Source organism: Paenibacillus tyrphae, from assembly GCF_000722545.1.
Classification (GTDB): domain Bacteria; phylum Bacillota; class Bacilli; order Paenibacillales; family NBRC-103111; genus Paenibacillus_G; species Paenibacillus_G tyrfis.
In genome coordinates this window covers 214,838-231,809 of sequence record NZ_JNVM01000008.1, presented here as the reverse complement: position 1 = coordinate 231,809, position 16,972 = coordinate 214,838, and the positions used below count along the sequence as shown (strand labels likewise).

The window sequence follows — 16,972 nt, the reverse complement described above, 5'->3', positions numbered from 1 at the left end:
AACATGGCATGGAGAAAGACCAAAATCTTTTTAGAAATGATCAAAATCGAGCATACGCTCTTCGCGCTTCCGTTTGCTTTCATGGGAGCGCTCCTCGGTTCGGTGGTAGCCTTTAACCACCTGCCGTCATGGGGGCAGATCGGCTGGATTCTGCTGGCGATGATCGGGGCGCGGAGCGCAGCCATGGGGCTGAATCGGGTCATCGACAAAGTGTTCGATGCCAAAAATCCGCGGACGGCGATGCGGGCGATACCGGCCGGCTTGATCTCTTCGAAAGAAGCCATCATTTTTATTATTATTTCGTTCGTATGCTTGTTCTGGGCGGCCTATCATTTAAGCCCGCTCGCGATGAAGCTGCTGCCGGTTGCCGTATTTTTTCTGGTGTTCTATTCTTACACGAAACGTTTCACTTGGACATGCCACTTGATTCTGGGAATGACGGTTGCGCTCGCGCCGCTGGGTGGCTGGATCGCCGTGACAGGGGAGTTTTCGCTGGCGGCGCTCGTGTTTTATGTAGCCATCGTCTTTTGGCTGGCAGGCTTCGATACCATCTATGCGACGCAGGACGTCGAATTTGACAAGAAAGAAGGGCTGCATTCGATACCGGCCCGGTTCGGCATTCCTAAGGCGCTGCTCATCGCTCGCTGGTTTCATATCGTCACTGCGGCAGGTTTGATCAGCCTGTTTTTTTTAACGGATTTGAGCTGGGTCTACTTGGCCGGGGTGCTTGTCTCCTATGCTCTGCTGATGTATGAGCATCTGATTGTAAAGCCGACGGACCTCACCAAATTGAATACGGCCTTCTTTACGATGAACAGTACGCTTAGCATCTCGCTGTTTGTGTTCACCTTGATCGATTTGGTGGTGTTTAACGGGTGAAAAGACCGTGGGTAGTCGGCATTACTGGGGCGAGCGGCGCAGCGTACGGCGTGCGGCTCTGCCGCTTTTTGCTGTCGGCGGGGGAAGACGTTCATCTGATTGTAACGGATGCAGGCTGGCGTGTGCTAAAGGAAGAGCTCGGCTGGGACGCCTCGAAGCGGCAGGAAAGCGTTCGTCTGCACTTCGAATCCGACAACTGGCCGGGAAAGCTCGAATATGTGCCTGTGCAGGATATCGGAGCGAAGACGGCCAGCGGCTCGTTCCGGACGCAGGGCATGGTGGTCGTGCCGTGCTCGATGGGCACCCTGTCCGGCATCGCGAACGGCGCATCGGACAACCTGCTTGAGCGAACCGCGGACGTGATGCTGAAGGAAGGGCGCAAGCTGATTGTCGTGCCGCGGGAAACGCCGCTGCATGCGATTCATCTCGAAAACATGCTGAAGCTGGCAAGGCTTGGCGTACGTATCCTGCCGGCGATGCCGGCATTTTATCAAGGTCCGCAGACATTAGACGATATGATCGATTTTGTAGTCGGGAAAATATTGGACTGCATGGAGATCGAACATCAATTGTATAAAAGATGGGGTATGCCAAATGACTAACAATCAGGCGTCCGTACGCATCGGCCGTATCGACTTCACCAATGTGTGGCCGCTCTTCTATTACTTTCCTTTCCCTTCCTTCGGCAGCGATCTGGAGGTAACTCAACAGGTACCGTCGGGGTTGAATCGCGCCATGGCCGAAGGACGAATCGATATCGGAGCCATTTCGTCATTTGCGTACGGAGAAAATTTCGACGAGTATTTAGTATTTCCTGACATGTCGGTCAGCGCTTTCGGACAGGTCAATTCCATTCTTCTGTTTCATCGAAAACCGCTGGAGGAGCTGGGGGACGCCAAGATCGCGCTGCCGACGACTTCCGCCACCTCCATCAATTTGTTAAAAATTATTTTAACCAAGTTTTACGGGCTTCAGCCCGAGTACGAATACGCGGCTCCGGAGCTTGAACCGATGATGAAGAGTGCAGATGCCGCGCTGTTGATTGGCGATCATGCGATTCGGGCAAGCTGGGAAAAGAACGGATATCTCGTTACCGATCTCGCGACGGAATGGACTCGCTTAACCGGCCAGTGGATGACGTTTGCTGTCTGCACGATCCGGAAGCAAACCGTGGAGCAGTATCCGGAGCTTGTCAGCCGCATCTATGAGGCTTTTCTCGAGAGCAAGAGGAAGTCGCTTGCCGATCCGGCGGCGCTGGTTCGTGATGCACAAAAGCTGATTGGCGGGACGGAGGCCTATTGGCAGCGTTATTTCTCCGAACTGTGCTACGAATTCGGTCCGAAGCAATGGGCCGGGCTCTCGTTATATTATCAGTATGCCGCAGAGCTCGGTTTTCTGAAGCGGAACGTTCCTCTGCAAATATGGAAAGACAATTCTGTAGTACGGGTGACGGAATGAAACTGTTGGATTTATATGCTAAATTAAAAAAAGATATCAATATGATTGAAAAAGAGCTGGAGCGAAGCATCGATGTCGATCATCCGGTGCTTCGCGAGGCTTCCCTGCACTTGCTGAAAGCAGGCGGTAAGCGGATTCGTCCAGTATTCGTGCTGCTTGGCGCCAAGTTCGGGCAGTATGATCTGGGGCGGGTAAAGTTCGTAGCCGTGCCTCTGGAGCTGATTCACATGGCTTCGCTTGTGCACGACGACGTCATCGACGATGCGAACACGCGGCGCGGTCAATTGACGGTCCGCTCCAAATGGGATAACCGGGTGGCCATGTACGCCGGGGATTATATTTTCGCCAAAGCGCTCAGCATCGTCACCCAACTGCCGGACCCGTCCATCCATCGGATCATGTCCAATGCTTTGGTCGAGATGTCGATCGGAGAAATGGAGCAAATCCGCTTCTTTTTCCATACGGGGCAGACCGTCCGCGACTATATGCTGCGCATTAAGCGCAAGACGGCGTTGCTGCTTGCAATCAGCTGCCAATTGGGAGCGATTGCGGCTGGTGCTCCCGAACAGACGGCCAAGCGGCTGTACGATTTCGGGTATTATACCGGGATGGCGTTCCAAATCCGGGACGATCTTCTCGATTTGTGCGGTACGGAGAAAGAGATCGGCAAACCGCCGGGCAGCGACATCAAGCAGGGGAATATTACGATTCCCGTCATCTTTGCGCTTCAAAATCCGCAGCTTCGTCCGGCTCTGCTGGAGGAAATCTCGCGTATCGAGGCCTGTGACGGGCAAACCGACATCACCGCATTTTTGAATATGATCCGGCGCAGCGAAGGAATCTCCCGCGCCGAAGCGATGGCGTCGGCATACATAGATAAAGCGATTCGTTCCCTGGAGGGCTTGCCCAATATCCAGGCGAAAAAAGACTTGGTTAGTATTGCTCATTTTGTGGGGAACCGTTCTTATTAGGAGCTTGGTTTGATACCTCCTCTGATTTTGCAACGACGACTTTGATGTAAAGATATTGCTGCTCCACCGCTCTTGAAATTCAAGTTGTATTCAATATACCTTGCGGTAACAACTTGATTTCAAAGGCGGCCGTGAACTTTCCGCAGCAATATCTTTACCCTGTCGCATGTTGAAAAAGCACCAAAGCAAAACCAAACTCCTAATAAACTTTATTATAGGGTAGGAGGAGAAATATATGGAAAAAACGTTTTTGATGGTCAAGCCTGACGGAGTACAGAGAGGGCTCATTGGGGAGATCGTGGGCCGCTTCGAACAAAAAGGGCTGCAATTGGTTGCGGCCAAGCTGGTGCAGGTCAGCCGCGAGCAAGCGGAAAGACATTATGCGGAGCATGTGGGCAAGCCGTTTTTCGATAACTTGATCAAGTTTATTACCTCTGGGCCCGTATTTGCCATGGTTTGGCAAGGGGATCAGGTGATTACGCTGTCCCGAACGATGATCGGCAAGACGAATTCTTTGGAAGCGCTGCCCGGTACGATCCGCGGCGACTATGCGGTCCATACGAATTTGAACCTGATTCACGGGTCCGATTCTCTGGAAAGCGCCGAGAGGGAAATTGCAAACTTTTTCCGTCCCGAAGAAGTGCTCGATTACAGCAAAGCGATACAAACTTGGATCTGATAAGGCGGGGATGGCGGCATGGAGGATAAAGATTTCCTGTTATTCATCAAGAAAGTCAAGGACTACACGTCCATCGACTTGTCCCAGTATAAGGAAGCACAGATGAAACGCCGTCTGACTACGCTGCGGATGAAAAAGGGGTATACGACGTTCGCTTCGTTTTTTGAGGCGATGGCGAAGGACAAAGAGCTGTTTTACGAGTTTTTGGATCGTATGACGATCAACGTCTCCGAGTTTTGGCGTAATCCGAACCGTTGGGAAGTGCTGGAACAGAAGTTTTTGCCGGACATGCTCCGCAAATCGCGCAAGGTCAAGTGCTGGAGCGCCGCATGTTCCACGGGGGAGGAGCCTTATACGCTGGCGATGATTTTGGCGGAACTGAATGCGCAGGACAGCGTGGTGCTGGCGACCGATATCGATGAAGGCGCTTTGGAAAAAGCGAAGAAAGCGATTTATTTGGATCGTTCGGTACGGGACGTGCCGGCCAAATATTTGCAGAAATATTACCGTCAGGAAAATTTGACTTATCATATTGCGGATTCGCTTAAAAAATCGATCCGCTTTCAAAAGCAAAACCTGCTGGTCGATACGTTCGATACGGGCTTCGATTTAATCGTATGCCGCAATGTTATGATCTACTTTACAGAAGAAGCCAAGCACTTATTGTATCATAAGTTTGCTAATGCGTTGAAGCCGGGGGGCATCTTGTTCGTCGGCAGCACCGAGCAGATTTTCAGTCCGGGCCAGTACGGATTGGAGTCCGCCGAAACGTTTTTTTACCGTAAAACGGAAGTGTAATGAATAAACGTTTCCATGCGATCCCATACTATGAATAAAAAGTAGACAGATCCTTTATGCCCGAAAAGCAGCAGGAGGAATCGCATGGATAAACGTAAAGTCATCAACGCTTACCGCCGGGGCTTCATCTCGGTACAAGAATGCGCCCAAATTCTCGGGATCGATTCGCTGCAAATTATGGGGCTGGTTCATGATCCGCAGACCCAGGAACGCCCGCAAGTGTTAAAAAAACAACCGGCCGGAGGCTGACATACCTTCGTCCGAAACGGAAAGAAGCGCAGCCATCGGCTATATGCCTTTGGCCTGCGCTTCTTTTTGTTCTTGCATATTCTTGTCAAAGCCGCAGGCCTATACTATAATTAGCACATGACTCAGCACATAAAAGCGCTAAAGCGTTTTGAAAGAAAGAAAGCTTACGCTTTTCATGGGATAGGATGAAAGGAGACAAATCAGGTGAGATATTTAACCGCAGGGGAAACGCACGGACCACAATTGACAGCTATTATTGAGGGATTTCCAAGCAACGTAACGATTGATTTCGAAGCGGTGAACGAACAGCTCGGCAGACGGCAAAAAGGCTACGGGCGGGGACGCCGCATGCAGATTGAGAAGGATACCGTGAACATCGTCGGCGGCGTGCGCCACGGCAAAACGACCGGCGCCCCGATTGCGCTTGTGGTGGAAAACAACGATTGGAAGCATTGGACTTCCATCATGAACATCGAGCCGATCGAAGGCAACGACGAGTCGAAGCGCCGGGTGAACCGCCCGCGTCCGGGTCATGCCGATTTGAACGGCGGTTTGAAATACAATCAGCGCGATTTGCGCAACATTCTCGAGCGCTCCAGCGCGCGGGAAACGACGATGCGCGTAGCTGTCGGCGGCATGGCTCGCGAGCTGCTGAAGGAATTCGGCATCAAAGTCGCCGGTCAGGTGATTCGCATCGGGGAAGTGGAAGTACAGCGGCAGGAGATGCCGATTGACGAGCTGATCCGCATCACGGAGGAATCGCCGGTGCGGGTGACAGATAAAGACGCGGAAGCGAAAATGATTGCAGCCATCGATGCGGCCAAGGACGACGGCGATACGCTTGGCGGTGTCGTGGAATGCATTATCGAAGGCGTGCCTACGGGTCTCGGCAGCCATGTGCAATGGGACCGCAAGCTTGACGGACGCATTGCTCAGGCGGTGCTGTCGATTCAAGCGTTCAAGGGCGTGGAATTCGGGATCGGATTCGAGGCGGCCAAGCGCAGAGGCTCGTCCGTTCACGACGAAATCATACATGACGAGGAGCGCGGCTTTTATCGTGCGACGAACCGTGCAGGCGGATTCGAAGGCGGAATGACGACCGGCGAGCCGATCGTCGTACGCGGCGTCATGAAGCCGATCGCGACCCTCTATAAAGCGCTGCAAAGCGTAGATATCGATACGAAGGAAGCGTTCACCGCGCAGGTGGAGCGCTCCGATACGTGCGCGGTACCGGCGGCCGGCGTCATCATGGAGAACGTCATTGCTTGGGAAGTGGCGAGAGCGTTTATGGAAAAATTCGGCGGCGATTCGCTGGAGGAAATCCGCAGAAATTACGAGAGCTACTTGGAGCAAATCAAATCTTACTAAGCGGGAGAGCCGGATTTATGGTCAGAGAGCTAACGGTAGACCTTGGTACGAGGTCCTACCCAATTTATATCGGGGAGGGCCTGCTCGCGGATATCACCGCGTACTTCGAGAAGCACGGGATTAGCAAAGCATCGCCGCTGCTTGTCGTGACCGACGATCATGTGGCGAAGCATCATCTGAAGCCGGTCCTGGACCGATTGGCAGAGGGCGGCTTTACGGTGGTGTCCTACACCGTTGCGGCAGGCGAGAAGTCCAAATCGCTCGCGGTGCTGGAGGACGTCGTCGGCGCCTGCTTGCAGGCAGGGTTGGACCGCAAATCGACGGTCGTCGCGCTTGGTGGCGGCGTTGTCGGGGATTTGGCTGGATTTGTGGCGGCCAGTTACATGCGCGGCATCCGGTTTGTGCAGATTCCGACGACGATCCTGGCTCACGACAGCAGTGTGGGCGGCAAGGTCGCCGTCAATCATCCGCTGGCGAAGAACATTATCGGCGCGTTCCATCAGCCGGAGATGGTATTGTATGACACATCTACGCTGCTCACTTTGCCGGATCGGGACGTGCGCGCGGGGTTGTCGGAAATGATCAAGCACGGGCTGATCTGGGATGCCGAATTTACCGCGTGGTGCGAAGCGAATGCGGAGAAGCTCATCGGGCTGGACCCGGAAGCGCTCCAGTACGGTCTGTACAATGGCTGCGCCGTCAAAGCGGCGGTCGTATCGAAGGACGAGCGGGAAAACGATCTTCGCGCCATCCTGAACCTTGGGCATACGATCGGTCACGCGCTGGAGGCGGTGGCCGGGTACAACGAGCTGCAGCATGGCGAAGCGATCTCCATCGGCATGGTCGGCGCGGCGATGCTGTCGGTGCGTATGGGCAATCCGGAAGAGATTCTTACGGTAACCGAACGCATTTTCAAGAAGTTCGGTCTTCCTACGCGCATTCCGGCGCACTTCGATACCGAGGCGATCATGCGTGCGATGATGCACGACAAAAAATTCAGCGAAGGCCGCATGGTTTATATTATTCCGACGGCCATCGGCAAAGTCGAAATTAACAAAAACGTATCCGCGGAATGGGTCAGAGAGATCGTGGATCGGTTAAAACGGGAGGACTGACGGATGTTCGTAAGAGGAATCCGCGGAGCAACGACCGTGGAGCACAACGAAGAGAATGACATTTTAACGGCAACAACAGAACTGCTCCATCAAATTATCGCGGAAAACGGGATCATTCCGGAGGAGATTGCCAGCGTATTCGTTACGGTGACGCCGGATTTGACGGCTACGTTTCCTGCGCGGGCCATCCGCCAGATGGCAGGCTGGGACTTGGTCCCGCTGATGTGCTCGCTCGAAATCCCGGTAGAGGGCGGATTGCCCCGCTGTATTCGTTTAATGGTGATGGTCAATACGGACAAACAGCAAAATGAAATCATTCATGTGTATCAAAGAGAAGCGATGCGGCTTCGTCCCGATTTGTCCAAATTGACAAAAGCATAATTGAGGTAGTATAGTTGATTACAACGAGTTAAGCAGATAAGAGTGAGTTGCAGTAACAGAGCAGAGTAGAGAGTTAGCCTAGTTCAGTTTGAGATGAGAAGAGAGAAGATTACCCGTTCGTGGAAAGAACCGTCAGGATGCGTTCGGCGCACTATCGGCAGGTTTATTTTTAACCTACCTTAGGGCTGTTTGACGTACTTTGGACATACTTTCCGTTGGGACGAATCCTTCATCCGCTGAATACCGCCTCTACGATGCGTAGAGGCTTTTTTACGTTTGCAGAGCCTAGTTATTTTTTGAGTTGAGAAGAGGAGAGATGACGATGCACACACCGTCAGCAAAGGAAGTCGTTCGGCTTGCCAGCCAGTATAACCTGATCCCCGTCGTCCGCCATCTGATGGCTGATACGGAGACGCCGATCCGCGTATTTCAACATTTTTACGAAGAGAAACGTGCCTTCTTGCTGGAAAGCGTGGAAGGCGGGATCAAGTGGGCGCGATATTCATTTATCGGAACCGACCCGTTTATGTTTATTCAGGCCAAAAACGGTGTGACTCGCATCGAAGGTCCGGAAGGAACGACAACCTCGAAGGAAAAGCCGGTGGATGTGCTCAAAGCGCATTTAAGCGCGTATACGAGCCCTTCGCTGCCGGATTTGCCCCGCTTTACGGGTGGAGCCGTCGGATTTTTCGGTTATGATCTGCTGCAGTATTACGAGAAGCTGCCGGCGCATCGGCAGGACGATCTGCAGATGAATGATTTGGACTTTATGTTTTGCGATCAAGTGATCGTGTTTGACCATTTTAAGCAGCAGCTGAAAGTGATCGCCAACGTGCATGTGCCTCCCCACGGAACGGAAGCGGAAATCATCGCCGCCTACGAAAAAACATGCGCCAAAATCGATGCGACCATTGAACGCCTGAAACGTCCGCTGCCGGCGCTCAAGATGAATCACCAGTCCATCCCGGATGACGTTGATTTGGGAGAAATCCGTTCGAACGTCACGAAGGAGCAGTTTCTGGCGAACGTCGATCAAGCGAAGGAATATATTCGGGCGGGCGATATTTTTCAAGTGGTTCTGTCCCAACGCTTCGAGATCGAAACGGACATTTCGCCGCTGCACGTGTACCGCATCCTAAGAACGATGAATCCGTCGCCTTACATGTACTGCCTCAAAATGGATGAGGAGGTCATCGTCGGGACGTCCCCCGAGCTGCTCGTCCGCGTTGAAGACGAGAAGGTGGAGACCCGGCCGATCGCCGGTACCCGTCCCCGCGGGCGGACGACCGAAGAAGACCTGGCACTCGAACAGGAGCTGCTGGCCGACGAGAAAGAGCGCGCCGAGCACTTGATGCTCGTTGATCTCGGACGCAACGACCTCGGGCGCGTCTCCGAATTCGGTACCGTCCAATGCGATACGTTCATGCAAATCGAGCGGTACTCTCATGTCATGCATATCGTATCCAACGTTTCCGGCAAGCTGGCGAAGGACAAAGATTTCTTCGACGCTTTCATTTCGTGTCTGCCCGCCGGTACCGTCTCGGGCGCTCCGAAGCTCAGAGCGATGGAAATCATCGCCGAGCTGGAGAACGAGGCGCGCGGTCCTTACGCCGGTGCCATCGGTTACTTCGGCTTCTCGGGCAACCTCGATACGTGCATTACGATCCGCACCATCGTATTCAAGAATGGCAAAGCTTATGTCCAAGCAGGCGCTGGGATCGTCTGGGATTCCGTTCCGGAGAACGAGTACCAGGAGACGATCAACAAAGCCAAGGGCATGCTGAAATCGATCCGCATGGCGGAAGCCGTTTTTGCATCGAAACCGCCGGAGTATGCATTGATCAATCACGATTATTATCAGTAATAAAATCGGGATAAAGGGGAGGCACGGACAATGGAGCAAACGACGTTGACGGTTCAACAGGCGATTGGGAAAATTATCGGACTGCAGCATTTGACGCGGTCCGAGGCGCGCGATGTGATGTCCGACATCATGGAAGGCGGGGCGACGCCTTCGCAGATCGGAGCTTTGCTTACGGGACTCCGCATAAAAGGGGAAACGATCGAGGAAATTGCCGGCTTTGCCGAGACGATGCGAATGAAAGCAAGCCGGGTCAGCACCAGACAGACAAATCTGCTTGATACGTGCGGCACCGGAGGCGATGGCGCAGACACGTTCAACATTTCGACGACAGCGGCCATCGTAGCGGCGGCGGGCGGTATCCGCGTGGCGAAGCATGGGAACCGGGCCATGTCCAGCAAAAGCGGCAGCGCCGACGTGCTCGAAGCGCTTGGCGTTAATATTCAATTGAATCAGCAGCAGGCGGCGCGCTGCTTGGAACAGGTCGGAATCTGCTTCATGTTTGCGCAGCTGTATCATCAGTCGATGCGGCACGTTGCCGCCCCGCGCAGGGAGCTCGGCGTCCGCACCGTGTTTAACCTGCTGGGCCCGCTCACGAACCCGGCCGGAGCCGATCGCCAGGTGCTCGGCATCTTCGACCGCGGCAAAACGGAAACGATCGCCCATGTCATGCAGGCGCTCGGCGTAAAGCGTGCGCTCATTGTCGCCAGCCTCGATGGGCTGGACGAAATCAGCATCTCTGCGGGCACGCAGGTGACCGAGCTGAAGGACGGGGACATTCGTACTTTTGAAATCACGCCGGATGAGTTGGGACTTCACACATACAGCATCAAGGATGTCATCGGAGGAGACGCCCATGTGAACGCGGGCATTATTCGCCGGATTTTCGCCGGCGAGACCGGCGCTTGCCGCGACATCGTGCTGGCCAATGCCGGAGCGTGCTTCTACGTTACCGGAATGGCCGGAACGCTGCAGGAAGGCGTGAAGCTTGCCGCATCGGTTATCGATTCGGGCCGGGCCCAAGCGAAGCTGGAGCAATTAGTCCAATGTACGGGAGAAGAGAGCTATGTTTCTTGATCGCATTGTTGCCACCAAACGGCAGGAAGTGGCGTCGCTTAAAGAGCAGATTACCATCGCCGAAATGGAAAAAACGATCGCCGGACTGGCGCCGTGCCTCGGGTTCGAGCGCGCGCTCAGCGCAGGACGGAAGCGTCCGATGGGACTGATCGCGGAGGTGAAGAAGGCTTCGCCTTCCAAAGGCTTGATCCGGGAAGATTTCGAGCCTGTCCGGTTGGCGAAGGCTTACGAGGACGCCGGGGCGGATTGCCTTTCGGTGCTGACCGACGTTCCGTATTTTCAAGGCTCGAACGATTATTTGAGCCGGGTAAGGCAGGCTGTCGGCGTGCCGCTTCTGCGCAAAGATTTTACGATCGACCCGCATCAAATCTATGAGGCGCGCTGCATCGGTGCCGACGCGATTCTGCTGATTGCCGCCATCCTGACGACCGAGCAGATGCGGCAATTCCAGTCCATCGCTCGAAGCATCGGTCTTGATGTGCTGATTGAAGTGCATGATCAGGAGGAGCTGACTCGAGTGCTGGAGCTTAACCCGACGATGATCGGCATCAACAACCGCAATCTCCAAACGTTCGTGACCGATCTTCACACGACGGAACAGCTTGTGGACTCCATCCCGAAAGGGACGACCGTCGTCAGCGAAAGCGGCATCTCGAAGCCGGAGGAGATCGAATGGCTACGTTCGGTCGGAGCTCATGCGGTGCTTGTCGGAGAGCATTTCATGCGCCAGCCGGACGTTTCCGAAGCCGTCCATACCTTGATGGGCACTTACTCCGAAGCGGGTGCCGGTAAGGAGTGAGCAGTAGATGACAGCGCGGGTGAGCGTAAAAATATGCGGTCTGCGGACGGTTGAAATGGCGGAGCAGGTTGCCGGTCTTCCTGTGGACTACGTCGGCTTCGTCTTTGCGCCGAGCAAGCGGCAGGTGACGCCGCAGCAGGCAGGCGAGATGATCCGCAGCATGAAGTCGGCCGCCGGGACGCCGACGCCTGCCGCCGTCGGCGTCTTCGTTAATCCGACGATGGAAGAGCTGGAGGCGGTGCTGCAGGAGGCGGCGCTGGACGTCGTACAGCTTCACGGGGAAGAGAGCGCCGAGTTTTGTCGCGCCGTGAAGCAGGCTTTTCCGGATACGCGCGTATTTAAGGTGTTTACCGTCAAAGCCGGAGAAACGACGGCTGGGAATGAGTCCCAAGGCATAAGCAGGTTGGAACCGTACCGTCATGCCGTAGACGGCATGCTGCTGGATACGCACGATCCGGTTTACGGCGGGGGCTCGGGCAAAACGTTTGCTTGGGATACGATTCCGCCTTATCTCGCCTGGTGCCGGGAGGCCGGCATTCCGCTGCTCGTGGCCGGAGGGCTGCAGCCGGATAATGTGCGGGACCTGCTCGATGCGTATATGCCCGATGGCGTAGATGTGTCCAGCGGCGTTGAAACGGAAGGCGTCAAAGATATCGTGAAAATTAAAAAATTCGTCGAGAGGGTGCAGACCATTGTATAACGGACCGGATATTCACGGCCGATTCGGCAAGTTCGGCGGGCGTTACGTGCCGGAAACGCTGATGAACGCTTTGATCGAGCTGGAAGAATCGTTTAAAAAATATGCCAAAGACGCTCGTTTTCAGGAGGAGCTGAACTACTGGCTGCACCGTTATTCGGGTCGTCCGACTTCCTTATATTACGCAGGAAGACTGACCGAGCAATTGGGCGGCGCCAAAATCTATTTGAAACGCGAAGATTTAAACCATACGGGCGCCCACAAAATCAACAACGCGCTCGGCCAAGGGCTGCTTGCGAAGTGGATGGGCAAAACGAAAATTATCGCCGAAACCGGCGCCGGCCAGCATGGCGTTGCTACTGCAACGGTCGCCGCGCTGCTCGGCTTTGAGTGCAAGGTGTTCATGGGCGAGGAGGATATGAAGCGGCAGCAGCTTAACGTGTTCCGGATGAACCTGCTCGGCACGGAAGTGGTTCCGGTGCTTTCCGGTACCCGGACGCTGAAGGACGCCTGCAATGAGACGCTGCGTTATTGGGTGAGCCACGTGGACGATACGTTCTATATCCTTGGTTCGGCTACAGGACCGCATCCGTATCCGATGATGGTGCGGGACTTCCAGCGCATTATCGGCGACGAATCCCGCAAGCAAATTCTCGAGCTGGAAGGGCGGCTGCCGGATGCGGTTATCGCAGCCGTAGGCGGGGGCAGCAACGCGATCGGGATGTTCTATCCGTTCGTGCAGGACGAGAACGTGCGTTTGATCGGTGTCGAGGCCGCCGGACGAGGCGTCGATACGGATAAGCATGCCGCGACGATGACGAAAGGCAGCCAAGGGGTGTTCCAGGGCTCGTACAGCTACTTGCTGCAAGACGAATTCGGCCAAGTGCAGGAAGCGCACTCGATATCCGCAGGTCTTGACTATCCGGGCGTTGGGCCGGAGCATGCTCATTTGAAAGATACCGGCCGGGCGGAATACGTCCCGATTACGGATAAAGAAGCGCTGGACGCATTACAGCTGCTGAGCCGCAAGGAAGGGATCATCCCGGCGCTCGAAAGCGCGCACGCCATCGCCGAGACGATCAAGCGGGCGCCTGCGATGAGCAAAGACGAAATCATTGTTGTCAGTCTCTCCGGACGCGGCGACAAGGACGTGGAAGCGATCATGAATTATTTGGGAGGAACTGCCGATGAATCGCATTGACCGGAAATTTGCCGAGCTGCGTGAGCAAAAACAGCCGGCTTTCATCCCGTTTTTGACGATCGGAGACCCGGACGTGCGGACCTCGGTCGATATCATGAAAGAGCTTGAGAAAGCCGGAGCGGCGATGATCGAACTGGGGGTTCCGTATTCGGACCCGCTGGCGGACGGACCGGTCATTCAACGCTCGTCCATGCGCGCGCTCAAAGCGAACCGCATCTCGATTCTCGATTGCATCGGAGCGGCCCGCGAGGCGCGCAGCGAAGGCTGCGAAATCCCGTTTATTTTATTTACTTATTATAATCCTGTACTGCAAACGGGACTTGACCGAATTTTCAAGCTTCTGCAAGAAAATGGAATCGATGGACTTATTATTCCCGATCTGCCGATGGAGGAAGATGAAGAGGTACGAGCGCTGGCGCAGCAGCACGGCCTTCATCTCATCCCGCTTGTCGCCCCGACATCCAAAGAACGCGTGCAGCGAATCGCGTCGCGCGCCAGCGGCTTCGTTTACTGCGTATCGTCGCTCGGCGTTACGGGGACGCGGACCGAGTTCCACAGCGGCATCGACGAATTTTTGACCACCGTTAAATCGTCGACCGATCTGCCGATCGCCATCGGCTTCGGCATCTCTACGCCGGAGCAATTTGCGCGATTCGCCGGGACGTGCGATGGGATCGTTGTCGGCAGCGCGTTGGTGCGTACGGTGGAAGAAACGCTGCCGCTCCTCACGAATGAGTCGACAAAATCGCAGGGGCTCTCGAAAATTCATGAATTTGTTCGACAACTGATTGGATAAGAGGAACAGCCTCGCTAAATTGACGAATTTAGCGAGGCTGTTTAGAATTTTTCGTTGTTCGCTCACGAGCAGAGGCCGTGGCGGGGCGTTCTACCCTAGTTTTGGGGATTTCCCTATCGGCAATGGCATCCAGTTTTCCGGAAACACTTCCGGAACCCGTATACATCACTTTGGAAGACACAGCAAGGAATTCCGGCCTATTGTGTAAATAAATGGGTTACTAGATAGCAATAAATATAACGCTTAACATTTTCTTAGACTTATGCGAAAATTAATGGGGAAATGATTCCGGTATTGGAGCTATTAATTCATGTGACGAGGTGACCTTTGTCGTGCAGCCTAAACAGAATATCGTTCATCTCCCGGTCTACCAGCCGGGAAAACCGATTGATGAAGTCAAGCGCGAGCTTGGTCTGACGGAAGTGATCAAGCTTGCTTCCAATGAAAATCCTTTCGGGTGCTCACCCAAAGCGAAAGAAGCGATTGCCGCGATGCTGGACCAAGTCAGCATCTATCCCGACGGCGGCGCCGTTGAGCTGACGAATGCCGTTGCCGGCAAGCTGGGGGTACAGCCGAATCAAATTATTTTCGGACTCGGGTCGGATGAAGTGATCTTGATGATCGCCCGCGCATTCCTGACCCCGGAAGACGAGACCATTACTGCCTATCCAACGTTTCCGCAGTACAAGCACAACGCCGAGGTCGAAGGGGCCAAGGTGATCGAGGTACCCGTGGATGCGAACGGGAAGCACGATCTGCAAGCGATGCTGGGCAAAGTAAATTCCCGGACGAAGATTGTTTGGGTCTGCAACCCGAACAATCCGACAGGCACGATGCTAAGCGAAGCGGAAATTACGGCGTTCCTGGAGGCCGTGCCGAAGAACGTTATGGTCGTGCTGGACGAAGCTTACGCGGAATACAACGTGAGCGGGCAATATCCAGACAGCGTCAAGCTGTTGGAGAAGCACAATAATGTCGTCGTGCTGCGCACGTTTTCCAAAATCTACGGCTTGGCGTCTTTGCGCATCGGTTACGGCGTAGGCCATCCCGATGTCGTCCGCTCGATCAACCAAGTGCGCGAGCCGTTCAATACGACGAGCTTTGCCCAAAAAGCGGCGCTGGCGGCGGTAAACGACGATGCGTTCATCGAGTCCTGCCGCGAGGCGAACGCGAATGGAATTCGTAAGCTGACAGCGAAATTCGCCGAGTTGGGACTGCCGTACTTTGATGCCCACGGCAACTTCATTATGGTGGACGTGAAGCGGGACGGAAACGCGGTATTCCAGGGACTGCTGCGCAAAGGAATTATCATCCGCCACGATCCGAGCTGGGGCTACCCGACCATGATCCGGGTAACGGTTGGCAGCGAAGAGCAGAATAACAAATTCCTTGGGGCGCTGGAGCAAGTATTAAGCGAAGTGGCTGTCTCATGACAAAGATCGCCATATTCGGTGTCGGATTGATCGGCGGCTCGTTAGCCTTATGCTTTAAGGGGAAGCCAGGTTTGACGGTCGTCGGCCATTCCAATAACCCGAAGTCCGTCGAGAAATATTTGAAGCGCGAAGTCGTGGATCATGCGACGACTTCGATTGAGGAAGCAGCGGCGGACGCAGATTTTATTTTTTTATGCGTCCCAGTCGGCAATCTTGAGGAGTATTTGCACAAATTGTCCGCGCTCCCGCTGAAACCGGGCTGCATCATTACCGATGTAGGCAGCACGAAAGCGAGCGTAACTGACTGCGCTTCGCGCCTTCAGCTGCCGGGCGTCCATTTTATCGGAGGCCATCCGATGGCGGGCAAGGAAAAATCGGGCGTGGAGGCGGCGAGCTCCAGATTGTTTGAGAATGCCTTTTACGTGCTGACGCCGGATGCCGGAACGCCGAAGGACGCTTACGACCGGCTTGCGGAGCTGCTTCAGCATACCCGGGCGCATGTGGTGAAGGTAGACCCGGTGCTCCATGACGAGATCGTGGGCGCAATCAGTCACCTTCCGCATATTATTGCCGTGGCGCTCGTGAACCAAATCGCTCGTTATAACGAAACGAACGAGCTGTATCAGAATTTGGCGGCCGGCGGCTTCCGCGACATTACGCGGATTGCTTCCAGCGATCCGGTCATCTGGCGGGACATTCTGATCAACAACCGGGAAGTGGTTTTGAAGCTGCTTCGGGATTGGAATGACGAAATTGCCGGGTTTATCGGTCGGTTGGAGGCGGAGGACGGCCCTGGCATCGAACGCGAGTTTCAGAAAGCCAATCAGTTCCGCAGCGGATTACCGGAGCGGCGCAAGGGCGTCATTCATTCGTTCTACGATATTTATGTGGACGTGCCCGACCATCCGGGGATCATCGGGCAGATTACGACGCTGCTCGGCAGCCACCGCATCAACCTCAGCAATATTCAGATCATCGAAAGCCGGGAAGATGTCCCCGGTGTTTTGCGCTTGTCGTTCCGAGAGGAAGGACAAATGGACAAAGCACTTGAATTGCTTAAAAAAGACTACGCGGTTCACGTGTAGTCTTTTTTTCTAAAAAAGTCGAAACCGTTTTCAAAAAAACCATTGACATTTTGTAAACGTATACATATAATAAAAGTACAGTATGGTTTCTCTCCACTCCTATCCGAATAATGGCACACTGTGCA

The 16,972-nt window shown here is 54.4% G+C and carries 18 protein-coding genes; all 18 read left to right on the top strand.

The window, feature by feature from the left end; genetic code table 11:
• The first annotated feature begins 3 nt into the window (after positions 1 to 3).
• The 18 genes from ET33_RS11115 (at position 4) to ET33_RS11035 (ending at position 16,847) form a co-directional block, all read left to right on the top strand.
• A complete protein-coding gene (locus tag ET33_RS11115; RefSeq protein ID WP_036680669.1) occupies positions 4 to 879 on the top strand; it encodes a UbiA-like polyprenyltransferase in 876 nt (291 codons plus the stop codon).
• Complete coding sequence (locus ET33_RS11110) at positions 876 to 1,481, top strand: UbiX family flavin prenyltransferase (RefSeq protein ID WP_010495117.1); 606 nt, start codon at positions 876 to 878, stop codon at positions 1,479 to 1,481. The genes ET33_RS11115 and ET33_RS11110 overlap by 4 nt, the downstream gene beginning before the upstream one ends.
• Entirely contained in the window at positions 1,474 to 2,337 is an 864-nt protein-coding gene (locus ET33_RS11105) for a menaquinone biosynthetic enzyme MqnA/MqnD family protein (protein WP_036680659.1), read from the top strand. The genes ET33_RS11110 and ET33_RS11105 overlap by 8 nt, the downstream gene beginning before the upstream one ends.
• On the top strand, positions 2,334 to 3,308 hold the full coding sequence (locus ET33_RS11100; RefSeq protein WP_036680656.1) for a polyprenyl synthetase family protein: 975 nt from the start codon (positions 2,334 to 2,336) through the stop codon (positions 3,306 to 3,308). Before ET33_RS11105 ends, ET33_RS11100 begins: the two co-directional genes overlap by 4 nt.
• A 235-nt stretch (positions 3,309 to 3,543) precedes the next feature.
• Positions 3,544 to 3,987, top strand: coding sequence for a nucleoside-diphosphate kinase (gene ndk, locus ET33_RS11095; protein WP_036680654.1), 444 nt, complete (start codon positions 3,544 to 3,546; stop codon positions 3,985 to 3,987).
• A gap of 18 nt (positions 3,988 to 4,005) precedes the next feature.
• Positions 4,006 to 4,785, top strand: coding sequence for a CheR family methyltransferase (locus ET33_RS11090; RefSeq protein ID WP_036680651.1), 780 nt, complete (start codon positions 4,006 to 4,008; stop codon positions 4,783 to 4,785).
• Positions 4,786 to 4,869: 84 nt separating this feature from the next.
• Positions 4,870 to 5,034, top strand: coding sequence for a hypothetical protein (locus ET33_RS39205; protein WP_167336427.1), 165 nt, complete (start codon positions 4,870 to 4,872; stop codon positions 5,032 to 5,034).
• Positions 5,035 to 5,238: 204 nt separating this feature from the next.
• Positions 5,239 to 6,402, top strand: a complete 1,164-nt coding sequence (aroC, locus tag ET33_RS11085; RefSeq protein ID WP_036680650.1) for a chorismate synthase — start codon at positions 5,239 to 5,241, stop codon at positions 6,400 to 6,402.
• 17 nt (positions 6,403 to 6,419) lie between these two features.
• The gene (gene aroB / locus ET33_RS11080) at positions 6,420 to 7,517 is read left to right on the top strand and encodes a 3-dehydroquinate synthase (RefSeq protein WP_036680649.1); all 1,098 of its coding nucleotides are present in this window, start codon (positions 6,420 to 6,422) and stop codon (positions 7,515 to 7,517) included.
• A gap of 3 nt (positions 7,518 to 7,520) precedes the next feature.
• Positions 7,521 to 7,898 carry a chorismate mutase gene (gene aroH / locus ET33_RS11075; RefSeq protein WP_036680647.1) on the top strand — a complete coding sequence of 126 codons (378 nt, stop codon included), beginning with the start codon at positions 7,521 to 7,523 and terminating at the stop codon, positions 7,896 to 7,898.
• A gap of 322 nt (positions 7,899 to 8,220) precedes the next feature.
• A complete protein-coding gene (trpE, locus tag ET33_RS11070) occupies positions 8,221 to 9,762 on the top strand; it encodes an anthranilate synthase component I (protein ID WP_036680646.1) in 1,542 nt (513 codons plus the stop codon).
• Positions 9,763 to 9,792: 30 nt separating this feature from the next.
• Entirely contained in the window at positions 9,793 to 10,836 is a 1,044-nt protein-coding gene (trpD, locus tag ET33_RS11065; protein WP_036680643.1) for an anthranilate phosphoribosyltransferase, read from the top strand.
• Positions 10,826 to 11,635 carry an indole-3-glycerol phosphate synthase TrpC gene (gene trpC / locus ET33_RS11060; protein WP_036680641.1) on the top strand — a complete coding sequence of 270 codons (810 nt, stop codon included), beginning with the start codon at positions 10,826 to 10,828 and terminating at the stop codon, positions 11,633 to 11,635. The genes trpD and trpC overlap by 11 nt, the downstream gene beginning before the upstream one ends.
• 7 nt (positions 11,636 to 11,642) lie before the next feature.
• Entirely contained in the window at positions 11,643 to 12,335 is a 693-nt protein-coding gene (locus ET33_RS11055; protein WP_036680639.1) for a phosphoribosylanthranilate isomerase, read from the top strand.
• Entirely contained in the window at positions 12,328 to 13,533 is a 1,206-nt protein-coding gene (gene trpB / locus ET33_RS11050; RefSeq protein WP_036680637.1) for a tryptophan synthase subunit beta, read from the top strand. Before ET33_RS11055 ends, trpB begins: the two co-directional genes overlap by 8 nt.
• Entirely contained in the window at positions 13,520 to 14,329 is an 810-nt protein-coding gene (gene trpA, locus ET33_RS11045; protein WP_036680636.1) for a tryptophan synthase subunit alpha, read from the top strand. Before trpB ends, trpA begins: the two co-directional genes overlap by 14 nt.
• Positions 14,330 to 14,661: 332 nt before the next feature.
• On the top strand, positions 14,662 to 15,762 hold the full coding sequence (gene hisC / locus ET33_RS11040; RefSeq protein ID WP_036680634.1) for a histidinol-phosphate transaminase: 1,101 nt from the start codon (positions 14,662 to 14,664) through the stop codon (positions 15,760 to 15,762).
• Positions 15,759 to 16,847 (top strand): prephenate dehydrogenase, encoded by a 1,089-nt coding sequence (locus ET33_RS11035; protein ID WP_036680632.1) that lies wholly within the window; start codon positions 15,759 to 15,761, stop codon positions 16,845 to 16,847. Before hisC ends, ET33_RS11035 begins: the two co-directional genes overlap by 4 nt.
• Positions 16,848 to 16,972 lie beyond the last annotated feature (125 nt).